Genomic DNA, 16,432 nt, shown 5'->3' on the forward strand with positions numbered 1-16,432 from the left:
GCGGGCGCCGCGGTCGTGTCGGTAGGTCGCCGGCCCGGGCCGATCGGGCGGCACGTGCCGTGGGACGCCGGCCGGGAGCTGCCCGACCTGCGGGGCGTCGACGCGGTGCTGCACCTGGCGGCGGCGGTCGGCGACCCGGCGCCCGCACCGGCGGCGGAGGCGGCGTACCACGCGGTGAACGTCGCCGGCACGGTCCGGCTGCTCACGGCGGCGGCCGACCGGCCGGTGGTCTGGGTGAGCACTGCCAGCGTCTACCGACCGGGCGGTGGGCCGACGCCGGTCCGCGAGGACCACCCGACCGACCGTCAACGCACGGTGTACGGGCGGACCAAGGCCGCCGGGGAGCGGCTGGCGTTGGCCGGCGGCGCGGTGGTGCTGCGGCCACGGGCGGTGTACGGGGCCGGGGACCGGCAGCTGCTGCCCCGGCTGCTGGCGGCCGTCCGGCGGGGGCGGGTGCCGCTGCCCGGCGCCGACGTGACGATGAGTATGACGGCGGTGGAGAACCTGGCCGACGCCTGTCTGGCGGCGCTCGACTGGCCGGCGGGGCCGTACAACGTCGCGGACGCGACGCCGTACTCGCGGGACGCGGTGGTCACCGGGGTGTTGGCGGCGCTGGGCCGACCGGCCCGGCCGCTACGGGTGCCGGTGCCGGTGGCGGTGGGCGCGGCGGCGGTGGCCGGGGTGGCCGCCCGGCTCGGCGTGCCGGGCACCGGCCGGTTGACCCGGTACGCGGTGGAGCAGCTGGCGTATCCGACGGTGCTGGACCTGTCCCGGACGTACGCCTGCGGTTGGCGGCCGGGCCGCACCTTGCCGGATTTCCTGGCGGAGCTCACGGCCGAGGTGACCCGAGGTCTGCCGCCGCGTCCACCCCAGAACATATAGTCATCCAGTAGTCACTCGATGCCACCGAGGAGGTGTGATGGCTCGACGATGGATGGCCGGTGCCGCCGCGATCTGCGCGTTGGTGGCCCTTGCCTGCGAGGCCGGCGAGGGTGGCGACCCACCCGGCGGGACGTCGCCGCCGGCACCGCCGACCGGCGACCTGCCGTCGTCGATGGCGGCGCTGGGCGACTCGATCACCGCCGGATACGGCTCCTGCCTCGTGCTGACCACCTGCCATCGCAACTCGTGGTCCACAGGAGATGGTTTCCGGGTGGAGAGCCTGTACCGGCGGATCTCCGACGTCAACGAGGCGATGAGCGGACAGGGACACAACTTCGCCGTGCCCGGTGCCCGAGCGGCGGCACTGGCCGACCAGGCGGCGTCGGCGGTCGACGTCTCAGCGGCGTACGTGACGGTCCTGGTCGGCGCCAACGACGCCTGTCGGGCGACGCCACAGGAGATGACCCCGGTGGCCACGTTCCGCGACGACGTCGACCGGGCGCTGTGGGTGCTACGCGACGGGCTGCCGCAAGCGGAGATCCTCGTCCTGAGCATTCCCGACCTCTACCGGCTCTGGGAGTTGGGCCACGACGAGCAACGGGTGGTGCGGGTCTGGGACCGGGGGGTGTGCCCCTCGATGCTGGCCGACGCGGGATCGACCGATCCGGCGGCGGCGCAGCGGCGTTCGTCGGTGCGCGAGCGGGTGGTGGCGTACAACGCCGAGTTGGCCGACGCCTGTCGGGCGTACGGCAACCGCTGCCGGTACGACGACGGCGCCGTGTACGGCACCGAGTTCACCCTGGATCAGTTGAACCCGTTGGACTATTTCCACCCGGACGCGGGCGGGCAGGACATGTTGGCCGAGTTGGCGTACGCCGCCAGCGGCCTGGCCGGGTGACCAGGCCGCCGACGGCGGTCGGCGCGGTGGGACCGGCGGTCAGCGGGCCGCCAGGATCTCGGTGACCACGGCATCGGCGGCTGACTCGTGCTTGGCGTAGTGCTCCGGGTAGGCAGAGACCTGCACGGCCTGAGCAGCCTCGGCCAGCCGCAGTTGTTCCCAGCCGGGCACCCGTTGCAGGGCCAGGTAGAACTGGGTCGCCGAGTAGGTGGGGTCCATCAGGTCGGCGACCGCGCCCCAGCCGGTGCTGGTCCGTTGCTGGAACAGCCCGACCGAGTCGTGGTCCCAGCCGGTGCCCTGGTGCGGGAAGTTCTTGGATTCCGGCAGCACCTCGCTGGCCCGGTTGAGCAGGGTGGACTCCTGCATCGCGGTGGCCACCGCGATCACCATCGCCTCGCGGGGCATCTGCAGGGTCAGACCGGCGTCGACGATCATCGTGGCGTTGTCCATCTGCACCTGGGACATTCCGGCCACCGGCTCGATGATGGGCGCCGGCTCTTCGGTGGGAGTGGCCGGCTCCTCGGCCACGTCCGGGTCGACGGCGGCCGCGGACCCGGTGGCGGTCGGGTCGGGTTGGGCGGCGGTCGGGTCGGGTTGGGCGGCGGTCGGGTCGGCGCGCTCGGCGCGGGAGGCACCGTCGAGCGCGTCGGCCCGCCGGAGCAGGTCCGCCTGAGCTGGCGGATTCGCGCTGCCGACGGCGGTGGAGCCCTCGGTCGACTCGACGGCGGCCACGACGCCGAGGGCACAGACGACGGCGAAGGCGAGCCCGAGGCGGGCCCCCGGGCGATTACGCAGGGTCGCGCCCAGGGCCGTCATGGTTCCACGGGCAGGTACGGGGTACCAGGAAGCGGGTAGCCGGTCGCGAAGCCGTCCCCACCCGGCGGTGGCCTGGGTCGCACCGGTTGGCGTGGTGTCGGAGGCGACATCAACCGAACGGCTATCGCGATCCAGGGTGGCGTCCTCGTTCCTTGTGGTGTGGTCATCAGGCATTCGACGAGGCTAGGCAGGCCAATGCGCGATCACCTAGAGTGATTTTGTGATGGGGACCACATTGTGGAGCCCAGTAATCGGTCAGGCTCGGAGGGGTGTCGACTTCGCCGGAACATGCGGATAAATGACAAATATCGGTAATGTAGCTGGCAATGGTTGGCCGAAGGCGATTACCTCGCGAAATCCGGGCACCGATGGGCGCCCCCGCTCCGGTCCCCCATTCGACGAAGCCCGCCAGCCGATCCACCGAACACCCCATCCCCCGGACGACTGGCACCCCGGCAACCCATTGACTCTGTGCAGTCATCTGCTGACTCTGAGTCACTATGGGGTGGAGATGGATCCGTGCCCGGGAACCGGAATGCGGGGGCATGGGGCTAGCGTTGCCGCAAACAGGGACGCTGTCCCACGCCGTACCGTTTCTTGTAAGGAGGTTGCGTCCGGTGCTCGACCCACACGAGCTCTACGACGTCGTCGATGAGGTTCCCGAGCTCGGCCAGCCGGTGCTCATCCAGGCGATGACCGGATTCGTCGACGCCGGCAACGCGACCCGACTCGCCCGCGAACACCTGCTCGCCTCCCTCGAACACGAGGTGGTGGCGACCTTCGACGTCGACCAGCTGCTCGACTACCGGTCACGCCGACCGGTCATGCTGTTCGTCGAGGACCACTGGGAGCACTACGAGGAACCCCGGCTCGAAATCCACCTGATGCGCGACGACGCCGGCACTCCCTTCCTGCTCCTCGGTGGGCCCGAGCCGGACCTGCAGTGGGAGCGGTTCACCGCCGCCGTGAGCGCGGTGATCGGCCGTCTCGACGTCGGGATGACCATCGGGCTGAACGCCATCCCGATGGCCGTTCCACACACCCGGCCGACCGGGATCACCGCACACGCCAGCCGCCGCGAGCTCATCAACGGCTACGAGCCCTGGCTGCAACGCGTGCAGGTCCCCGGCAGCGCCGGCCACCTGCTGGAGTACCGCCTCGGCCAGCAGGGCAACGACGCCGTCGGGTTCGCCGCACACGTGCCGCACTACGTGGCCCAGGCTGAGTACCCTGCCGCCACCGAGATGCTGCTCAACTCCGTTTCCCGCACCACCGGGCTCCTGCTGCCCACCGAGCAACTACACAGCGCGGCGGAATCGGTCCGCGAGGACATCGACCGGCAGGTGGCCCAGACAGAGGAGGCCGTCTCGCTGGTCAGCGCGCTGGAGGAGCAGTACGACACGTTCGCCCGCGGCCGCGGCAACCCCAACCTGCTCGCCGAGGCACGCGGGCCGCTGCCCACCGCCGACGAACTCGGTGCCGAGCTGGAACGGTTCCTCGCCGAGCAGACCCGCCCCGGCGACCTGCCCGGCCCCGGCTGAGCGACCCGCCGACCCTGCCCGGCCCCGGCTGAGCGACCCGCCGACCCTGCCCGGCCCCGGCCGAGCCGTCGACCCTGGTCGGCGTTGTGGGACCCTGACCGGGTGCGGATCGCCACCTGGAACGTCAACTCGGTCAAGGCCCGGCTCCCCCGGCTACTCGACTGGCTGGCCGACACCACCCCGGACGTGGTCTGCCTGCAGGAGATCAAATGCACGGCGGCCGCGTTCCCGAGCGCTGAGGTCGGCGAGTTCGGCTACGCGGTAGCGGCGCACGGCGACGGCCGGTGGAACGGCGTCGCGGTGCTCTCCCGGGTCGGCCTCGACGACGTACGCGCCGGCTTCGACAACGAACCGGGCTTCCCGCTGCCGGAGACCCGGGCCATCTCGGCGACCTGCGCCGGGGTCCGAATCTGGTCGGTGTACGTGCCGAACGGGCGCAGCCTCGACTCCGCGCACTACCCGTACAAGTTGGCGTGGCTGGCCCGGCTGCGCGACGCCCTGGCCGCCGAGTCCGCCCCGGAGCTCCTGGTATGCGGCGACTTCAACGTCGCACCGACCGACGCCGACGTCTGGGACCCGGCCGTGTTCGCCGGCTCCACCCACGTCACCCTGGACGAACGGGCCGCGCTGGCCGAGCTGCTCGCGCTCGGCCTGGTCGACGTGGTGCCGCAGCCGATGAAGGGGCCGCACCCGTACACCTACTGGGACTACCGGGCCGGCATGTTCCCCAAGAACAAGGGCATGCGGATCGATCTCGTCTACGCCAGCGCCGCCGTCGACCGCCGGGTCCGGGCGGCGTACGTGGACCGCGACGCCCGCAAGGGCCCAGGCCCGTCCGACCACGCCCCGGTCGTCGTCGACCTGGACTGAGCTCCGGGCCCGTCTGCGGCAGATCGCCGGGTGCCCCTCACACGAGGGGCACCCGGCGATCTGCCGACCAACGCGATCAGCTGGACGCGACCTCCCTGCGGTCACCGGCCCACAGCACGTGGAAGCTGCCCTCGGCGTCGACCCGGCGGTAGGTGTGCGCGCCGAAGAAGTCCCGCTGACCCTGGATGAGCGCGGCCGGCAGTCGCGGCGCGCGCAGCCCGTCGTAGTAGGCCAACGCGGAGGCGAATCCGGGTGCCGGCACGCCGAGCTGCGCGGAGGTGGCGACCACCCGGCGCCAGCCCTGCTGGGCACCGGCCAACGCCTCGGCGAAGTAGCCGTCGGTCAGCAGCGTCGGCAACTGCGGCGCCTCGGCGTACGCGGCCCGGATCTTGTCCAGGAACGCGGCCCGGATGATGCAGCCACCACGCCAGATTCGCGCCACCGCACCGAGGTCGATGTTCCAGTCGTACTCGGCACTGCCGGCCTGGATCTGGTGGAAACCCTGCGCGTACGCGACGATCTTCGACGCGTACAGCGCCTGCTCCACGTCGGCGATCAGCTCGTCGGCCGAGCCGGACCAGCTCTCCACCGGCCCGGGCAGGTTGGCGGCGGCGGCCCGGATGTCGGCGTGGCCGGACAACGCACGGGCGAACACCGCCTCGGAGATGCCGCTGACCGGCACGCCGAGGTCGAGTGCCCCCTGCACGGTCCACCGGCCGGTGCCCTTCTGGCCGGCCCGGTCGAGCACCACGTCGACGAACGGCTTGCCGGTGGTGGCGTCGGTGTGGCCCAGCACCTCGGCGGTGATCTCGATCAGGTACGACGAGAGCCGGCCGGAGTTCCAGCTGCGGAACACGTCGGCGATCTGCGCCGGGGTCAGCCCGCCGGCGCGGCGCAGCAGGTCGTACGCCTCCCCGATCAGCTGCATGTCGGCGTACTCGATGCCGTTGTGCACCATCTTGACGAAGTGGCCGGCGCCGTCCGGACCGATCCGCACACAGCACGGCGCGCCGTCGACCTTGGCGGAGATGTCCTCCAGCAGCGGGCCGAGAGCCGCGTACGACTCCTCCGACCCGCCCGGCATGATGCTTGGCCCGAGCAGGGCGCCTTCCTCACCGCCGGAGACTCCGGTGCCGACGAAGTGCAGGCCACGCTCGCGGAGTTCGGCTTCCCGCCGGCGGGTGTCCAGGAAGTGCGCGTTGCCGCCGTCGATGATCATGTCGTCCGGCTCCAGCAGAGGCGCGAACTCGTTGATCACGGCATCGGTCGCGGCACCCGCGTTGACCATGATGACCACGCGACGAGGGCGCTCCAGCGACGCCACGAACTCCGCCGAACTCTCCGCCGGCAGGAAGCTGCCCTCGTGGCCGAACTCGGCCATCATTTCCTTGGTACGCCCGATGGACCGGTTGTGGACCGCCACCACGTGGCCGTGCCGCGCCAGGTTGCGTGCCAGGTTGCGGCCCATCACCCCCAGACCGGTGACCCCGATCTGCGCCGTCTGGCTCATGATTCCTCCTCGGTGCTGCTGGTGTGCTGCTCATCTTTCCGCCTTCGCCGACGGCGGGACACCCCGGGGCGGCCGGCGAGTAGTGGAGGCTCGTCCCGCACGAGCCGCCCCGGGTGCGACCGGGGTGGGCAACAGCCGGCCAGCGCCCACCACGGCGGTCACCAAGCCCAGAGCTCCGACGCGGAGTCGAACCGGTACGCGAGCGGAGTCTCGGCGGTGACGTGGTGAGGTACGGCAGCGGCGCGGCAACGGTTCACCGCCACGCCACGCCGTCCTACCCGGTCGGTCGACGGCTGCTGGCCGCTCAGGTGTCGCGCACCTCGATCAGGGAGGCGAACACCACGATGTTGTCCGCGTACCCGATGCCGTCGCCGAGCCACCGACCGCCGCAGGTGATCAACCGAAGGCCGGGCCGGGCGTAGTCGCCGTACACCCGCTCGACCGGAAGCGCTTCCTTGTCGAAGTGCTCGACCGAGTTGACCTCGAACACCGCGACCGCCCGGTCCCGCCGGGTCACCTCCACGGTCGCGCCCGGCTCGATGTCGGCCAGGCCGTGGAAGACCGACGGCCCGTCGCGGGTGTCCGCGTGCCCGACGATGATCGCCGGCCCGAACTGCCCCGGCGTCGGCCCCCGGTCGTACCAGCCGGCCTGGTTGTGCCGGTGCAGCGGCGGCACGGCGATCGACCCGTCGTCGGCCACCCCGACCGAGTGCACCGGTGCCCGGACCTCCAGCGACGGGATGGCGATGCGGATCGGCCTGCTCGGCTCCAACACCGGGAACTCCCGTGGCGGCGGGTTGTTGCCGCCGGCCAGCAGGTCACGCCAACCGCCGTCGCCGCTCGCCCCGATCGCGAACACGCCGAACAGCACCAGGACCACCGCGGCCGGCCCGGTCCAGCTCCGGCCACCGCCCTTCGCCACGCCCGCGCTCCCCTCGCCCGGTCAGGACACGCGGCGGCGGCGCAGCGTGACCACGCCCAGCACGGCGCCAGCGACCAGCGCGGCCGCACCGACCCCGGCCAGCAGGCCCTCCGCGTCTGGCCCACCGGAGCCCAATCCGCCGGCGGTGCCACCGAACCCGGTGGCCGGCCCGCGGCTCGGCCGGTTCGGGTCGAGCACGTACAACGTGGTGGTGGTGGACCGGTCGTCGGGGCAGGTCAACCGCACCCGGTACCTGCCGGCTTCCGTCCCGGCCGGCACGGTCACCGCCGCGGTGAGCTCATCGAACTGTGGACGCACCTCGACCGTGCCGAACGCGTCGGACTCGACGGTGGCCGGCGCGGTGTTGTCGGTGCAGCTGGCCCGGATCCCCACCAGGTAGCCGGACTCCACCGTGCTCGGATTGAGATCGACGAACACGTCGGCGGCCTGGGCCGGGGTGGCGACGAGCACGGCACCGGCGACCGCGACGGTCAGGCCCGCCCCGGCAGCGGCCAGTGAACGGCGTACGGACATCGGTCATCATCCTTCCCGCAACGCTGCGGGGATTCTCTCACTCCGCTGCGCTCGATGACACCCCGGACACCCACGGTGTCGGATATAGGCTGCTGCGGCGTGAGCATCCGTACGTACCATCCGCGCGGTGGCCGACTCAGTGGCCGGCACCACGACGCCCTCGACCGGCTGTACGACGCGTACGCGCTGGCCGTCGCCGAACTGCCGACGCCGCTGGACCTGGCAGCGGCCTTCGGCCGCACCGCGCCCGTCGTACTCGAGATCGGTTTCGGCATGGGCGACGCCACCGCCGCGATGGCGGCGGCCGACCCCGGCCGCGACTATCTCGTCGTGGAGGTACACACCCCCGGCGTCGCCAACCTGCTCTCCCTGCTCGAACGCGACGGCCTGGCCAACGTACGGGTGGCCGTCGGCGACGCCCTCGACCTGGCCCGTCGCTGCCTGCCCGAGCAGAGCCTGGACGCGGTGCACGCGTTCTTCCCCGACCCGTGGCCGAAGTCGCGCCACCACAAGCGGCGGCTGATCCAGCCTGCCCACGTGGCGCTGCTGCGCTCCCGGCTGCGTCGGGGCGGGCGGCTGCACTGCGCCACCGACTGGGCACCGTACGCCAGGGTGATGCTGGAGGTGCTGACCGCCGACCCGGAGCTGATCAACACACACGACGGGTACGCGCCCCGGCCGGCGTACCGACCGGAGACGAAGTTCGAACGGCGCGGGATCCGCGCCGGCCGCCCGGCGATCGACCTGATCTTCGAACGCCGCTGACGCGACAGGGCCGGTATTCGAACGCCGCTGACGCGACGACGCGGATGCTCGTACGGTGGGTGACCCCGCGTTGGCGGCCGGCGACCGGGACGGGCACGATGGGACGACCATGACGCAGACCGCCTCCACCCTCACCGACCTGTTGCCCGGCAACGCCGACCCGGACGCCCTCTACGAGGTCTTCACCGAATGGGCCGCCGGGCGCGGGTTGGAGCTGTACCCGCACCAGGACGAGGCACTCATGGAGATCGTCTCCGGGGCGAACGTCATCCTGAACACCCCCACCGGGTCCGGCAAGAGCCTGGTCGCCACCGCCGCCCACTTCGCCGCCCTCGCCGACGACCGGGTCACCTTCTACACCGCGCCGATCAAGGCGCTGGTGTCGGAGAAGTTCTTCGCGCTCTGCGACATCTTCGGTGCCTCCGAGGTCGGCATGCTCACCGGGGACGCCAGCGTCAACGCGGACGCGCCGATCATCTGCTGCACCGCCGAGGTGCTGGCCAACATCGCGCTGCGCGACGGTGCCGGTGCCGACGTCGGCCAGGTCGTGATGGACGAGTTCCACTTCTACGCCGAGCCGGACCGGGGCTGGGCCTGGCAGGTGCCGCTGATCGAGCTGCCGCAGGCCCAGTTCGTGCTGATGTCGGCGACCCTCGGCGACGTCACCCGGTTCGTCGACGACCTGACCCGGCGTACCGGCCGGTCCACCGCCGTCGTCTCGTCGGCGCAGCGGCCGGTCCCGCTGATGTTCTCGTACGCGATGACCCCGTTGCACGAGACCCTCGAAGAGCTGCTCAGCACCCACCAGGCACCGGTGTACGTGGTCCACTTCACCCAGGCGGCGGCGTTGGAACGCGCCCAGGCGCTGATGAGCATCAACGTGTGCAGCCGGGCGGAGAAGGACGCGATCGCCGCCGCGATCGGCAACTTCCGGTTCACCTCCGGCTTCGGGCGCACCCTGTCCCGATTGGTCCGCCATGGCATCGGGGTGCACCACGCCGGCATGCTGCCCAAGTACCGGCGGCTGGTGGAGACCCTCGCCCAGGCCGGACTTCTCAAGGTCATCTGCGGCACCGACACTCTCGGGGTGGGGATCAACGTGCCGATCCGCACGGTGCTGTTCACCGGGTTGTCCAAGTACGACGGGGTGCGTACCCGGCTGCTCAAGGCCCGCGAGTTCCACCAGATCGCCGGGCGGGCCGGCCGGGCCGGCTTCGACACCATCGGCACCGTGATGGTGCAGGCCCCGGAGCACGTCATCGACAACGAGAAGGCTCTGGCCAAGGCCGGCGACGACCCGAAGAAGCGCCGCAAGGTGGTCCGTAAGAAGCCGCCGGAGGGCTCCATCGGCTGGGGCAAGCCGACCTTCGAACGTCTGGTCGACGCCGACCCGGAGCCGCTGACCTCCAGTTTCCAGGTCAGCCACGCCATGCTGCTCAACGTGATCAGCCGGCCGGGTGACGCGTTCGCCGCGATGCGCCATCTGCTGACCGACAACCACGAGGAACCGGCCGCGCAGCGCCGGCACATCCGTCGGGCGATCGCCATCTACCGGGCGTTGCGTGCCGGCGGGGTGGTCGAGCAGCTGGCCGAGCCGGACGCCGAGGGACGCCGGGTCCGACTCACCGTCGACCTGCAGCTGAACTTCGCGCTCAACCAGCCGCTGTCGCCGTTCGCGCTGGCCGCGATCGAGCTGCTGGACGTCGAGGCGCCGACGTACGCCCTGGACGTGCTGTCGATCATCGAGGCGACGTTGGACAACCCCCGGCAGATCCTCTCCGCGCAGCAGCACAAGGCGCGCGGCGAGGCCGTCGCGCAGATGAAGGCCGACGGCATCGAGTACGAGGCCCGGCTCGAACTGCTCGACTCGGTCACCTATCCGAAGCCCCTCGCCGAGTTGCTGGAGATGGCCTACGAGACGTACCGGCGGGGACACCCGTGGGTGGCCGACCACGAGTTGGCGCCGAAGTCGGTGGTCCGCGACATGTACGAACGCGCGATGACGTTCACCGAGTACGTCAGCTTCTACGGGCTGTCCCGGTCGGAAGGTCTGGTGCTGCGCTACCTGGCCGACGCGTACAAGGCGCTGGGTCAGACGGTGCCCGACGACGCCAAGACCGAGGATCTGATCGACCTCATCGAGTGGCTGGGTGAGCTGGTCCGCCAGGTCGACTCCAGCCTGATCGACGAGTGGGAGCGGCTGCGCAACCCGACCGATCCGGACGCCCCGGTGGTGGCCGACGACCGGCCGCCGGCGGTCACCGGCAACCTGCGGGCGTTCCGGGTGCTGGTCCGCAACGCCATGTTCCGGCGGGTGGAGTTGGCCGCGCTGCGCCGACACGCCGAGCTGGGTGAGCTGGACGCCGGGTCGGGGTGGGACGCCGACGCCTGGGCCGATGCCCTGGACGAGTACTTCGCCGAGCACGACGAGATCGGCACCGGCCCGGACGCGCGTGGGCCGGCGCTATTGATGATCACCCAGGAGCGGGAGCGTTGGCTGGTGCGGCAGACGTTCGCCGACCCGGCCGCCGATCACGACTGGGGCATCAGCGCCGAGGTCGATCTCGCCGCCTCCGACGAGGCCGGTGCCGCCGTCCTGCGGGTCACCGACGTCGGCCAACTCTGACTGCCAATCAGCCCTGCTGCGGATCGGTGCCGTCCGGTTCCGGCAGGCGGCTGTCCGGCCACAGCCCGGCGTATTCCAGGACTGAGCGAATTCGCCGCGCCCGGACCGGATCCCAACGGTCGAGGATCGCGATCGACTTCGTGAACGATTCACACATCGCCACCGCGCCGCAGACCCGGCATTCGCCGGTCAGGTCCGGCAGATGCGTGGTGACGATCTCCCGCGCCCGGCGCACCACCGCTTCCCCTGGGATCCGTCTTGCCAGCGGCTGGCGGTTCGGGGCCGGCTCAACCTGACGGCCCCCAGCCGGGGTGCCGATCGAGGTGTAGCGGGCCAGTCTCGGCGTACCGCCGATCCCGTCGTTTCTGATCATCACGTCCTCCATAAATGGCGTCGCACCCTCCCCGTCTTCCACCCTGGACCGTGGAACGCCACCAGCGGAAGATGGTCGGCGACCCGGTGTAGCCAAACGGTGATGCATCCAAGATCGGGCCATCAACCGCGGCAAATTGAGGGATGTGAAGGTATTGTGAGTGGAAGTGAATATCTGGTAGGGGAACTGCGCCGACTCCGGGAGATGCTCACTCTCACCCAGGAGGCCTGGGGCGAACGCGTACACTTCTCGACATCACACGTCGGTTCGATAGAACGCGGCGAACGACCCGCCCTACCCGACTACCTGACCGCAGTCGACAAATCCTTCGGCACCGCATTCGTGAAATTCTATCGCGAATTCGTCGTCGGTGAGCGGGCCCCGGTCTGGTATCGGCCGTTCATCGACCACGAGGGCAAGGCAACCCTGATCCGGACGTTCCAGCCGCTGGCCCTGCCGGGACTACTGCAGACCGAGGCCTACGCGCGGGCCATCCTGTTGGCGTACGGCGTCCGAGGCGAAGCCCTCGATGTCGCGCTGGCCACCCGACTCGGTCGCCAGGAGATCCTCTACCGCCAGCCCGAGCCCTGCCAACTGGTCGCCGTCATCGACGAGAGTGTGCTGCACCGCCGGGTCGGCGACCCGGCGATCATGCGCGAGCAGTTGACGGCGGTCGTCGCCGCCTGCGAGCACCCGAACATCCGGGTCCAGGTGGTGCCGGCCGACGCCGGGGCCTACCCGGGGCTGGACGGGCCGTTCGTGATCGCCACCGTCGACGGCCGATCCGTCGGCTACCTGGAGGGGTACCTACAGGGCCGAGTCGTCGAAAATCCGGACGACGCGGCCAGTCTTGAACGTACCTGGGAGAGCATCCGCGACTACGCTCTATCTGGCCCGCAGAGCCTAGATCTGATCATGAGGACGGCTGAGACATGGACTTGAGCACCGCGCCCCGGTGGCACAAGAGCACGCACAGCGACAGCACAAGCTGCGTGGAGGTCGCCGACAACCTGCCTGGGCGGGTGCTGGTCCGGGACACCAAGGACCGCGAAGGCGGCACCCTGACCTTCGCACCGGCAGCCTGGTCGGCCTTCCTCGACCTGGCGACGACCGACCGGACGCACGCTAGCCGCGCCGCCACCGGATCACAGTGATCAGTTGCTGTAAAACCGGCCGACACGCCGGTAGCTGCCCGGCAGAACATCAACTGATCATGGCGGTCACCTCACTGAGTCCGCCCGGCGATCGGGACAGACGTCTCGGCGGCAAGAACCACATCGGCCGGGCCCAGCGGGGTGACCAGCAACCTCCGCTCGTCCGACGCTGCCACCGCACCCGCGACGATGAACACCCCGTCGTGGACCCCAACGCGGACGGCCACGCCTCCCGGCGACCGCACCGAGACCGCACGAGCGTCGGGCGGGGGAACTGTCCCGAGGTACGCCTCGAACACCTCGGCGACGGTAAACTGATCACCCCTGCCGCCGGCGCCGATGCCGGCCTCGTGCTGCCCGGCGATCAGGCTCTGCACGTACCAGCCGCCCGGTTTCACCCACAGCCGCAACTCGCGGTCGCCGCCGAGGTCGACGGTGTCAGCGAGGACGTGGCCGGCGGGCGGGCGCCACGGATCGATCGGCCCCGGGATGTCGCGCGGCACCAGGCTGACGACCACCGCCAGCGCCACCGCGACCGCGGCGAGTCCGCCGACGGAACGGATATTGCCCCGGATCACCGCGCGCTCCACCCACCGATTCTCCCAGCCGGCACCAGCCCGGTCCACAGTGCCGCAGTCGGCGCGTGGGCTCCGACTGGAGTTGCCGGAGCTGCTTTGCTGTCTCCTCCGAAGAGGCGGCGAGGGCTTCGGCCTCTGGCAGCTTCCACACCTGTCGTGCGGCGAATCCCTCGCGCCGAAGCCAGTGCTCGGTATAGACGATGCGATCCGGTTCGATGACCACAAGGGTGTCAGGTGGCGGGTCGTCAAGCGGCCGGCCCTGCTCGGCGTGCTCGTTCTCCCAGCGGAACGCCGCCCAGTAGTGGGATCGTTCGACGTGATCGGGAGAGAGCACCCTGGCCTTGCCGAACAATTGGGCTCCGCGGCTGCTGGCCAGCCCGACCAGCGGGGCGAAGATGCCCACAGAGACTCGCGGGTCGGCTACGATGTTGCGCAGCTTCGGCGACTGGGGCGCGGCGGTGAACATGACCGCGAAGTCCAAGGGGTAGTAGCGCACGGGCGTGGCCAACGGCCCATCGCGCCCAGTGGTGGCCAGCACACACATGTTCTGCCCGGACAGCAGGTTGAGAATGCGCTCCTCCAGACGATCCTGAGGCAGCCGGCGGGTCGACTTGGGCTCTGCGAGCCAGGGATTGGTCAGGGGCATGCGAACTCCACGGACTGGCAGGCGGGTCAGGTGCGGCGTAGGCCACGGTCGAAGAAGTCGATCATCCAGGCGAAGCTCTCGTCGACATCCGCCGCCAGCTGAAAGCCGTTCGACTGCTCGAGGGTGGCAAAGCCGTGCAGCGCGCTGCGCAGCGTACGCAGGGCGTGCGTCTGCTCGGCCGGGTCGATCCGGTAGCCGTGTAGGACCGCCGACAGCGACTCCAGCACCCGCGCGCTGGACGCTTCGAACTCGGCGTCGTGCGCCGCGCCCACGGTGGCCGCGTACCGGCCCGGCTGGTCGGTCGCGTAGGAGCGGATCACCCAGGCGGCGGCGGTCAGCGCGTCTCGGCCGGCGACGCCCTGCAGGGCGTCACGCAGCGCGTCCCCCAGCTCGGTCATTGCCAACGCCGCGATGCCCTGCCGCAGCTCGGCAAGTCCGTCGACGTGCTTGTACAGCGAGGGGGTGCGCACCCCGAGCCGCTCGGCCAGCAGGGCCATGGTCAGCGCGGCGAGGCCTCGCTCGTCGGCCGCCGCGGCGGCGGCCGCGATCACCGTCGCCCGATCGAGGCCGGCCCTAGGCACGAACGGCCTCGGCGATGAACGGGAGCATCAGCGCCGTCAGCTGCTCGGGGAACTGGGTGTGCGGATAGTGTCCGGCTCCGTCGATCATCGCCACCGTACCCAGGCCGTCGGGGAGCGCGGCGGCGATCGCCTCGCCCTCGGCGCGCGGGTCGGCCCAGTCCGGGTCGAGCGTTCCTTCGACGATCAGCACCGGGCAGCGGATGTTGCCGAGCTGGGCACCGGCGTCGGCGGGGCTGGACTGGCCCATCTTCTGCAGCACCTTCATCCGACCGGGCTGCCGCAGGCGGGCCTCGGTCTGGGCCAGCTGCTCGGCCCAGTCGGCCGGCCGGTGCCCGGGGAAGGCGACGTCGAGGTAGCTGAGCCACTGCTTGACGCTGCCGAACATACCGGCGCCCAGCAGTCGGCTCATGCCCTGCCGGTACCGCTTGACCCGCAGGTCACCAAGGCCGATCGACTGTTTGCGGGTGAACGGCGCGAGCTCGACGACGGCGGCGATCGACTCGGGCGCGGTGGCCGCGGCGATGGTGGCCGCCCCACCGGAGATCGAGTGCCCGACCAGCACGGCGGGACCGCCCAGGCGCCGGATCAGCGCGACCAGGTCGCCTGCGATGTCGGTGCGGGAGTACGACGGCCAGTCGACGCTGGACTCGCCGGTGCCCCGCAGGTCGGTGGCGGCGACCCGGTAGCCGGCCGCGACCAGCTGCGGGACGACGAAACGGTACGCCGCGCGACTCTCGCCCATGCCGGGTGCGAGGACCACGAGCGGGCCGTCGCCGGTCACCTCGTAGGCGATTCGCCCGCCGTCGACGGACAGGTACTCGGTCATCGGAACCCCCAGATTTAGCTAACTTTTATAGCCCTTAGGCTAACAGCATTAGCCGACTTCGTCAACCGGAGCGGCGACGACACCAAGCACCAGTCGTCGCCGCAGAGTGATCAAAGACTAGGCGTAGCGTGACTTCTCGATTAGAATGGGTGTACTAATCCGGCTCCTGACCTGGGAAGGAACGCCGTGATCGCACCCCCTCCTGCCACCGCTTCGACCTCCACCGCAGCTCAGCCCAACCCCGCTCCGGTCCCCTACGCCACCCTGCTCGGTTTCACCCGGTATGTCGGGCAGTCCGGGCCGGCCAAGGCCACCTTCGTCGGCGGGCTACGCCGCCAGCGGGTCAGCCGCTCCGGCTTCAACCCGCACGGTCAGCTGGTGAAGGCGCTCAAGGCGGACATCCGGTTCCGGACCGGCGGCAGTCACCTCGCCGCCGTCGTCGGGCAGGTCACCCAGCGCTGGCAGCCGCTGTACGCGACCCTGGTCCCCGGCGCCCAGCGGTACCTGGCCTCGTTGGGCGAGCTGTCCCAGGTGGAGCTGGCGCAGACCCACGACGCGCTCGGCATGATCGGCAACCTGCCGGTCAAGGTCAACCCGCACTTCGGCCTGCGGTACGCCGACGGCCACGCCGAAGCCGTCCGGATCCACTTCGACGAGCAGCCACCCAACCCGGAGGCGCTCACCGCGACCCTGCACCTGATGGCCCGGCACATGGACCAGGTGCTACCGCACGCCGAGCCGGTCCTGGTCGACCTGCGGCGCGGCGCAGCCTTCCGCCGGCCCGACGTCACGTCCCGCCCCGACCAGGTGGAGCGCTGGCTGGCCGGCGAGGCCGCCGCCTTCACCGCCATCTGGTCCACCTCCGCCTGATCCCAGCGGGTGCGCCGGGGGTACGCCGCCGCACGCGGCG

The 16,432-nt window shown here is 70.9% G+C and carries 17 protein-coding genes and 1 pseudogene; 9 read left to right on the forward strand and 9 right to left on the reverse strand.

The window, feature by feature from the left end:
- Both ACFHVL_RS22815 and ACFHVL_RS22820 read left to right on the forward strand, forming a co-directional pair.
- On the forward strand, positions 1-882 hold an 882-nt coding region (locus tag ACFHVL_RS22815), incomplete at its 5' end, for an NAD-dependent epimerase/dehydratase family protein (protein WP_416630471.1).
- Between the two features lie 37 nt (positions 883-919).
- On the forward strand, positions 920-1,780 hold the full coding sequence (locus ACFHVL_RS22820) for an SGNH/GDSL hydrolase family protein (RefSeq protein ID WP_416630472.1): 861 nt from the start codon (positions 920-922) through the stop codon (positions 1,778-1,780).
- 39 nt (positions 1,781-1,819) lie between these two features.
- On the opposite strand, the gene ACFHVL_RS22825 is transcribed toward ACFHVL_RS22820, so the two are convergent.
- Positions 1,820-2,596, reverse strand: coding sequence for a peptidase M23 (locus ACFHVL_RS22825; RefSeq protein WP_416630473.1), 777 nt, complete (start codon positions 2,594-2,596; stop codon positions 1,820-1,822).
- Between the two features lie 617 nt (positions 2,597-3,213).
- Between ACFHVL_RS22825 and ACFHVL_RS22830 the strand changes: the two genes are divergently transcribed.
- Positions 3,214-4,137, forward strand: coding sequence for a proteasome assembly chaperone family protein (locus ACFHVL_RS22830; protein WP_416630474.1), 924 nt, complete (start codon positions 3,214-3,216; stop codon positions 4,135-4,137).
- A 102-nt stretch (positions 4,138-4,239) separates the two neighbouring features.
- Entirely contained in the window at positions 4,240-5,007 is a 768-nt protein-coding gene (locus ACFHVL_RS22835) for an exodeoxyribonuclease III (protein ID WP_416630475.1), read from the forward strand.
- A gap of 76 nt (positions 5,008-5,083) precedes the next feature.
- On the opposite strand, the gene gndA is transcribed toward ACFHVL_RS22835, so the two are convergent.
- The 3 genes from gndA to ACFHVL_RS22850 form a co-directional block, all read right to left on the reverse strand.
- Positions 5,084-6,517 carry an NADP-dependent phosphogluconate dehydrogenase gene (gene gndA, locus ACFHVL_RS22840; protein WP_416630476.1) on the reverse strand — a complete coding sequence of 478 codons (1,434 nt, stop codon included), beginning with the start codon at positions 6,515-6,517 and terminating at the stop codon, positions 5,084-5,086.
- Positions 6,518-6,821: 304 nt separating this feature from the next.
- The gene (locus ACFHVL_RS22845; RefSeq protein ID WP_416630477.1) at positions 6,822-7,439 is read right to left on the reverse strand and encodes a class F sortase; all 618 of its coding nucleotides are present in this window, start codon (positions 7,437-7,439) and stop codon (positions 6,822-6,824) included.
- 21 nt (positions 7,440-7,460) lie between these two features.
- Positions 7,461-7,973, reverse strand: coding sequence for a hypothetical protein (locus tag ACFHVL_RS22850; RefSeq protein ID WP_416630478.1), 513 nt, complete (start codon positions 7,971-7,973; stop codon positions 7,461-7,463).
- A 99-nt stretch (positions 7,974-8,072) separates the two neighbouring features.
- Between ACFHVL_RS22850 and trmB the strand changes: the two genes are divergently transcribed.
- The gene (gene trmB / locus ACFHVL_RS22855; protein ID WP_416630479.1) at positions 8,073-8,738 is read left to right on the forward strand and encodes a tRNA (guanosine(46)-N7)-methyltransferase TrmB; all 666 of its coding nucleotides are present in this window, start codon (positions 8,073-8,075) and stop codon (positions 8,736-8,738) included.
- A 109-nt stretch (positions 8,739-8,847) separates the two neighbouring features.
- A complete protein-coding gene (locus ACFHVL_RS22860) occupies positions 8,848-11,364 on the forward strand; it encodes a DEAD/DEAH box helicase (RefSeq protein ID WP_416630480.1) in 2,517 nt (838 codons plus the stop codon).
- Between the two features lie 7 nt (positions 11,365-11,371).
- Here ACFHVL_RS22860 and ACFHVL_RS22865 read toward each other — a convergent pair whose 3' ends face one another.
- Complete coding sequence (locus tag ACFHVL_RS22865; protein WP_416630481.1) at positions 11,372-11,737, reverse strand: hypothetical protein; 366 nt, start codon at positions 11,735-11,737, stop codon at positions 11,372-11,374.
- A 156-nt stretch (positions 11,738-11,893) separates the two neighbouring features.
- On the opposite strand from ACFHVL_RS22865, the gene ACFHVL_RS22870 reads away from it, so the two are divergent.
- Together ACFHVL_RS22870 and ACFHVL_RS22875 are read left to right on the forward strand one after the other, a co-directional pair.
- Positions 11,894-12,679 (forward strand): helix-turn-helix domain-containing protein, encoded by a 786-nt coding sequence (locus tag ACFHVL_RS22870; protein ID WP_416630482.1) that lies wholly within the window; start codon positions 11,894-11,896, stop codon positions 12,677-12,679.
- Complete coding sequence (locus ACFHVL_RS22875; RefSeq protein ID WP_416630483.1) at positions 12,670-12,891, forward strand: DUF397 domain-containing protein; 222 nt, start codon at positions 12,670-12,672, stop codon at positions 12,889-12,891. Before ACFHVL_RS22870 ends, ACFHVL_RS22875 begins: the two co-directional genes overlap by 10 nt.
- Positions 12,892-12,962: 71 nt before the next feature.
- Here the strand turns inward: ACFHVL_RS22875 and ACFHVL_RS22880 are convergent, their stop codons facing one another.
- The 4 genes and pseudogenes from ACFHVL_RS22880 to ACFHVL_RS22895 form a co-directional block, all read right to left on the reverse strand.
- A complete protein-coding gene (locus ACFHVL_RS22880) occupies positions 12,963-13,481 on the reverse strand; it encodes a hypothetical protein (protein ID WP_416630522.1) in 519 nt (172 codons plus the stop codon).
- A gap of 115 nt (positions 13,482-13,596) precedes the next feature.
- Positions 13,597-14,115 (reverse strand): annotated as a pseudogene (locus ACFHVL_RS22885) (pyridoxamine 5'-phosphate oxidase family protein); the annotation flags it as partial.
- A 26-nt stretch (positions 14,116-14,141) separates the two neighbouring features.
- Positions 14,142-14,696, reverse strand: a complete 555-nt coding sequence (locus tag ACFHVL_RS22890; RefSeq protein WP_416630484.1) for a TetR-like C-terminal domain-containing protein — start codon at positions 14,694-14,696, stop codon at positions 14,142-14,144.
- Positions 14,689-15,522: an alpha/beta fold hydrolase gene (locus ACFHVL_RS22895; RefSeq protein ID WP_416630485.1), complete on the reverse strand. Its 834-nt coding sequence runs from the start codon at positions 15,520-15,522 to the stop codon at positions 14,689-14,691. The genes ACFHVL_RS22890 and ACFHVL_RS22895 overlap by 8 nt, the downstream gene beginning before the upstream one ends.
- Positions 15,523-15,711: 189 nt before the next feature.
- Between ACFHVL_RS22895 and ACFHVL_RS22900 the strand changes: the two genes are divergently transcribed.
- Positions 15,712-16,392 (forward strand): hypothetical protein, encoded by a 681-nt coding sequence (locus ACFHVL_RS22900; RefSeq protein WP_416630519.1) that lies wholly within the window; start codon positions 15,712-15,714, stop codon positions 16,390-16,392.
- Positions 16,393-16,432: the final 40 nt, after the last annotated feature.

The sequence above is a fragment of the Micromonospora sp. LOL_023 genome (assembly GCF_048060115.1).
Classification (GTDB): domain Bacteria; phylum Actinomycetota; class Actinomycetes; order Mycobacteriales; family Micromonosporaceae; genus Micromonospora_E.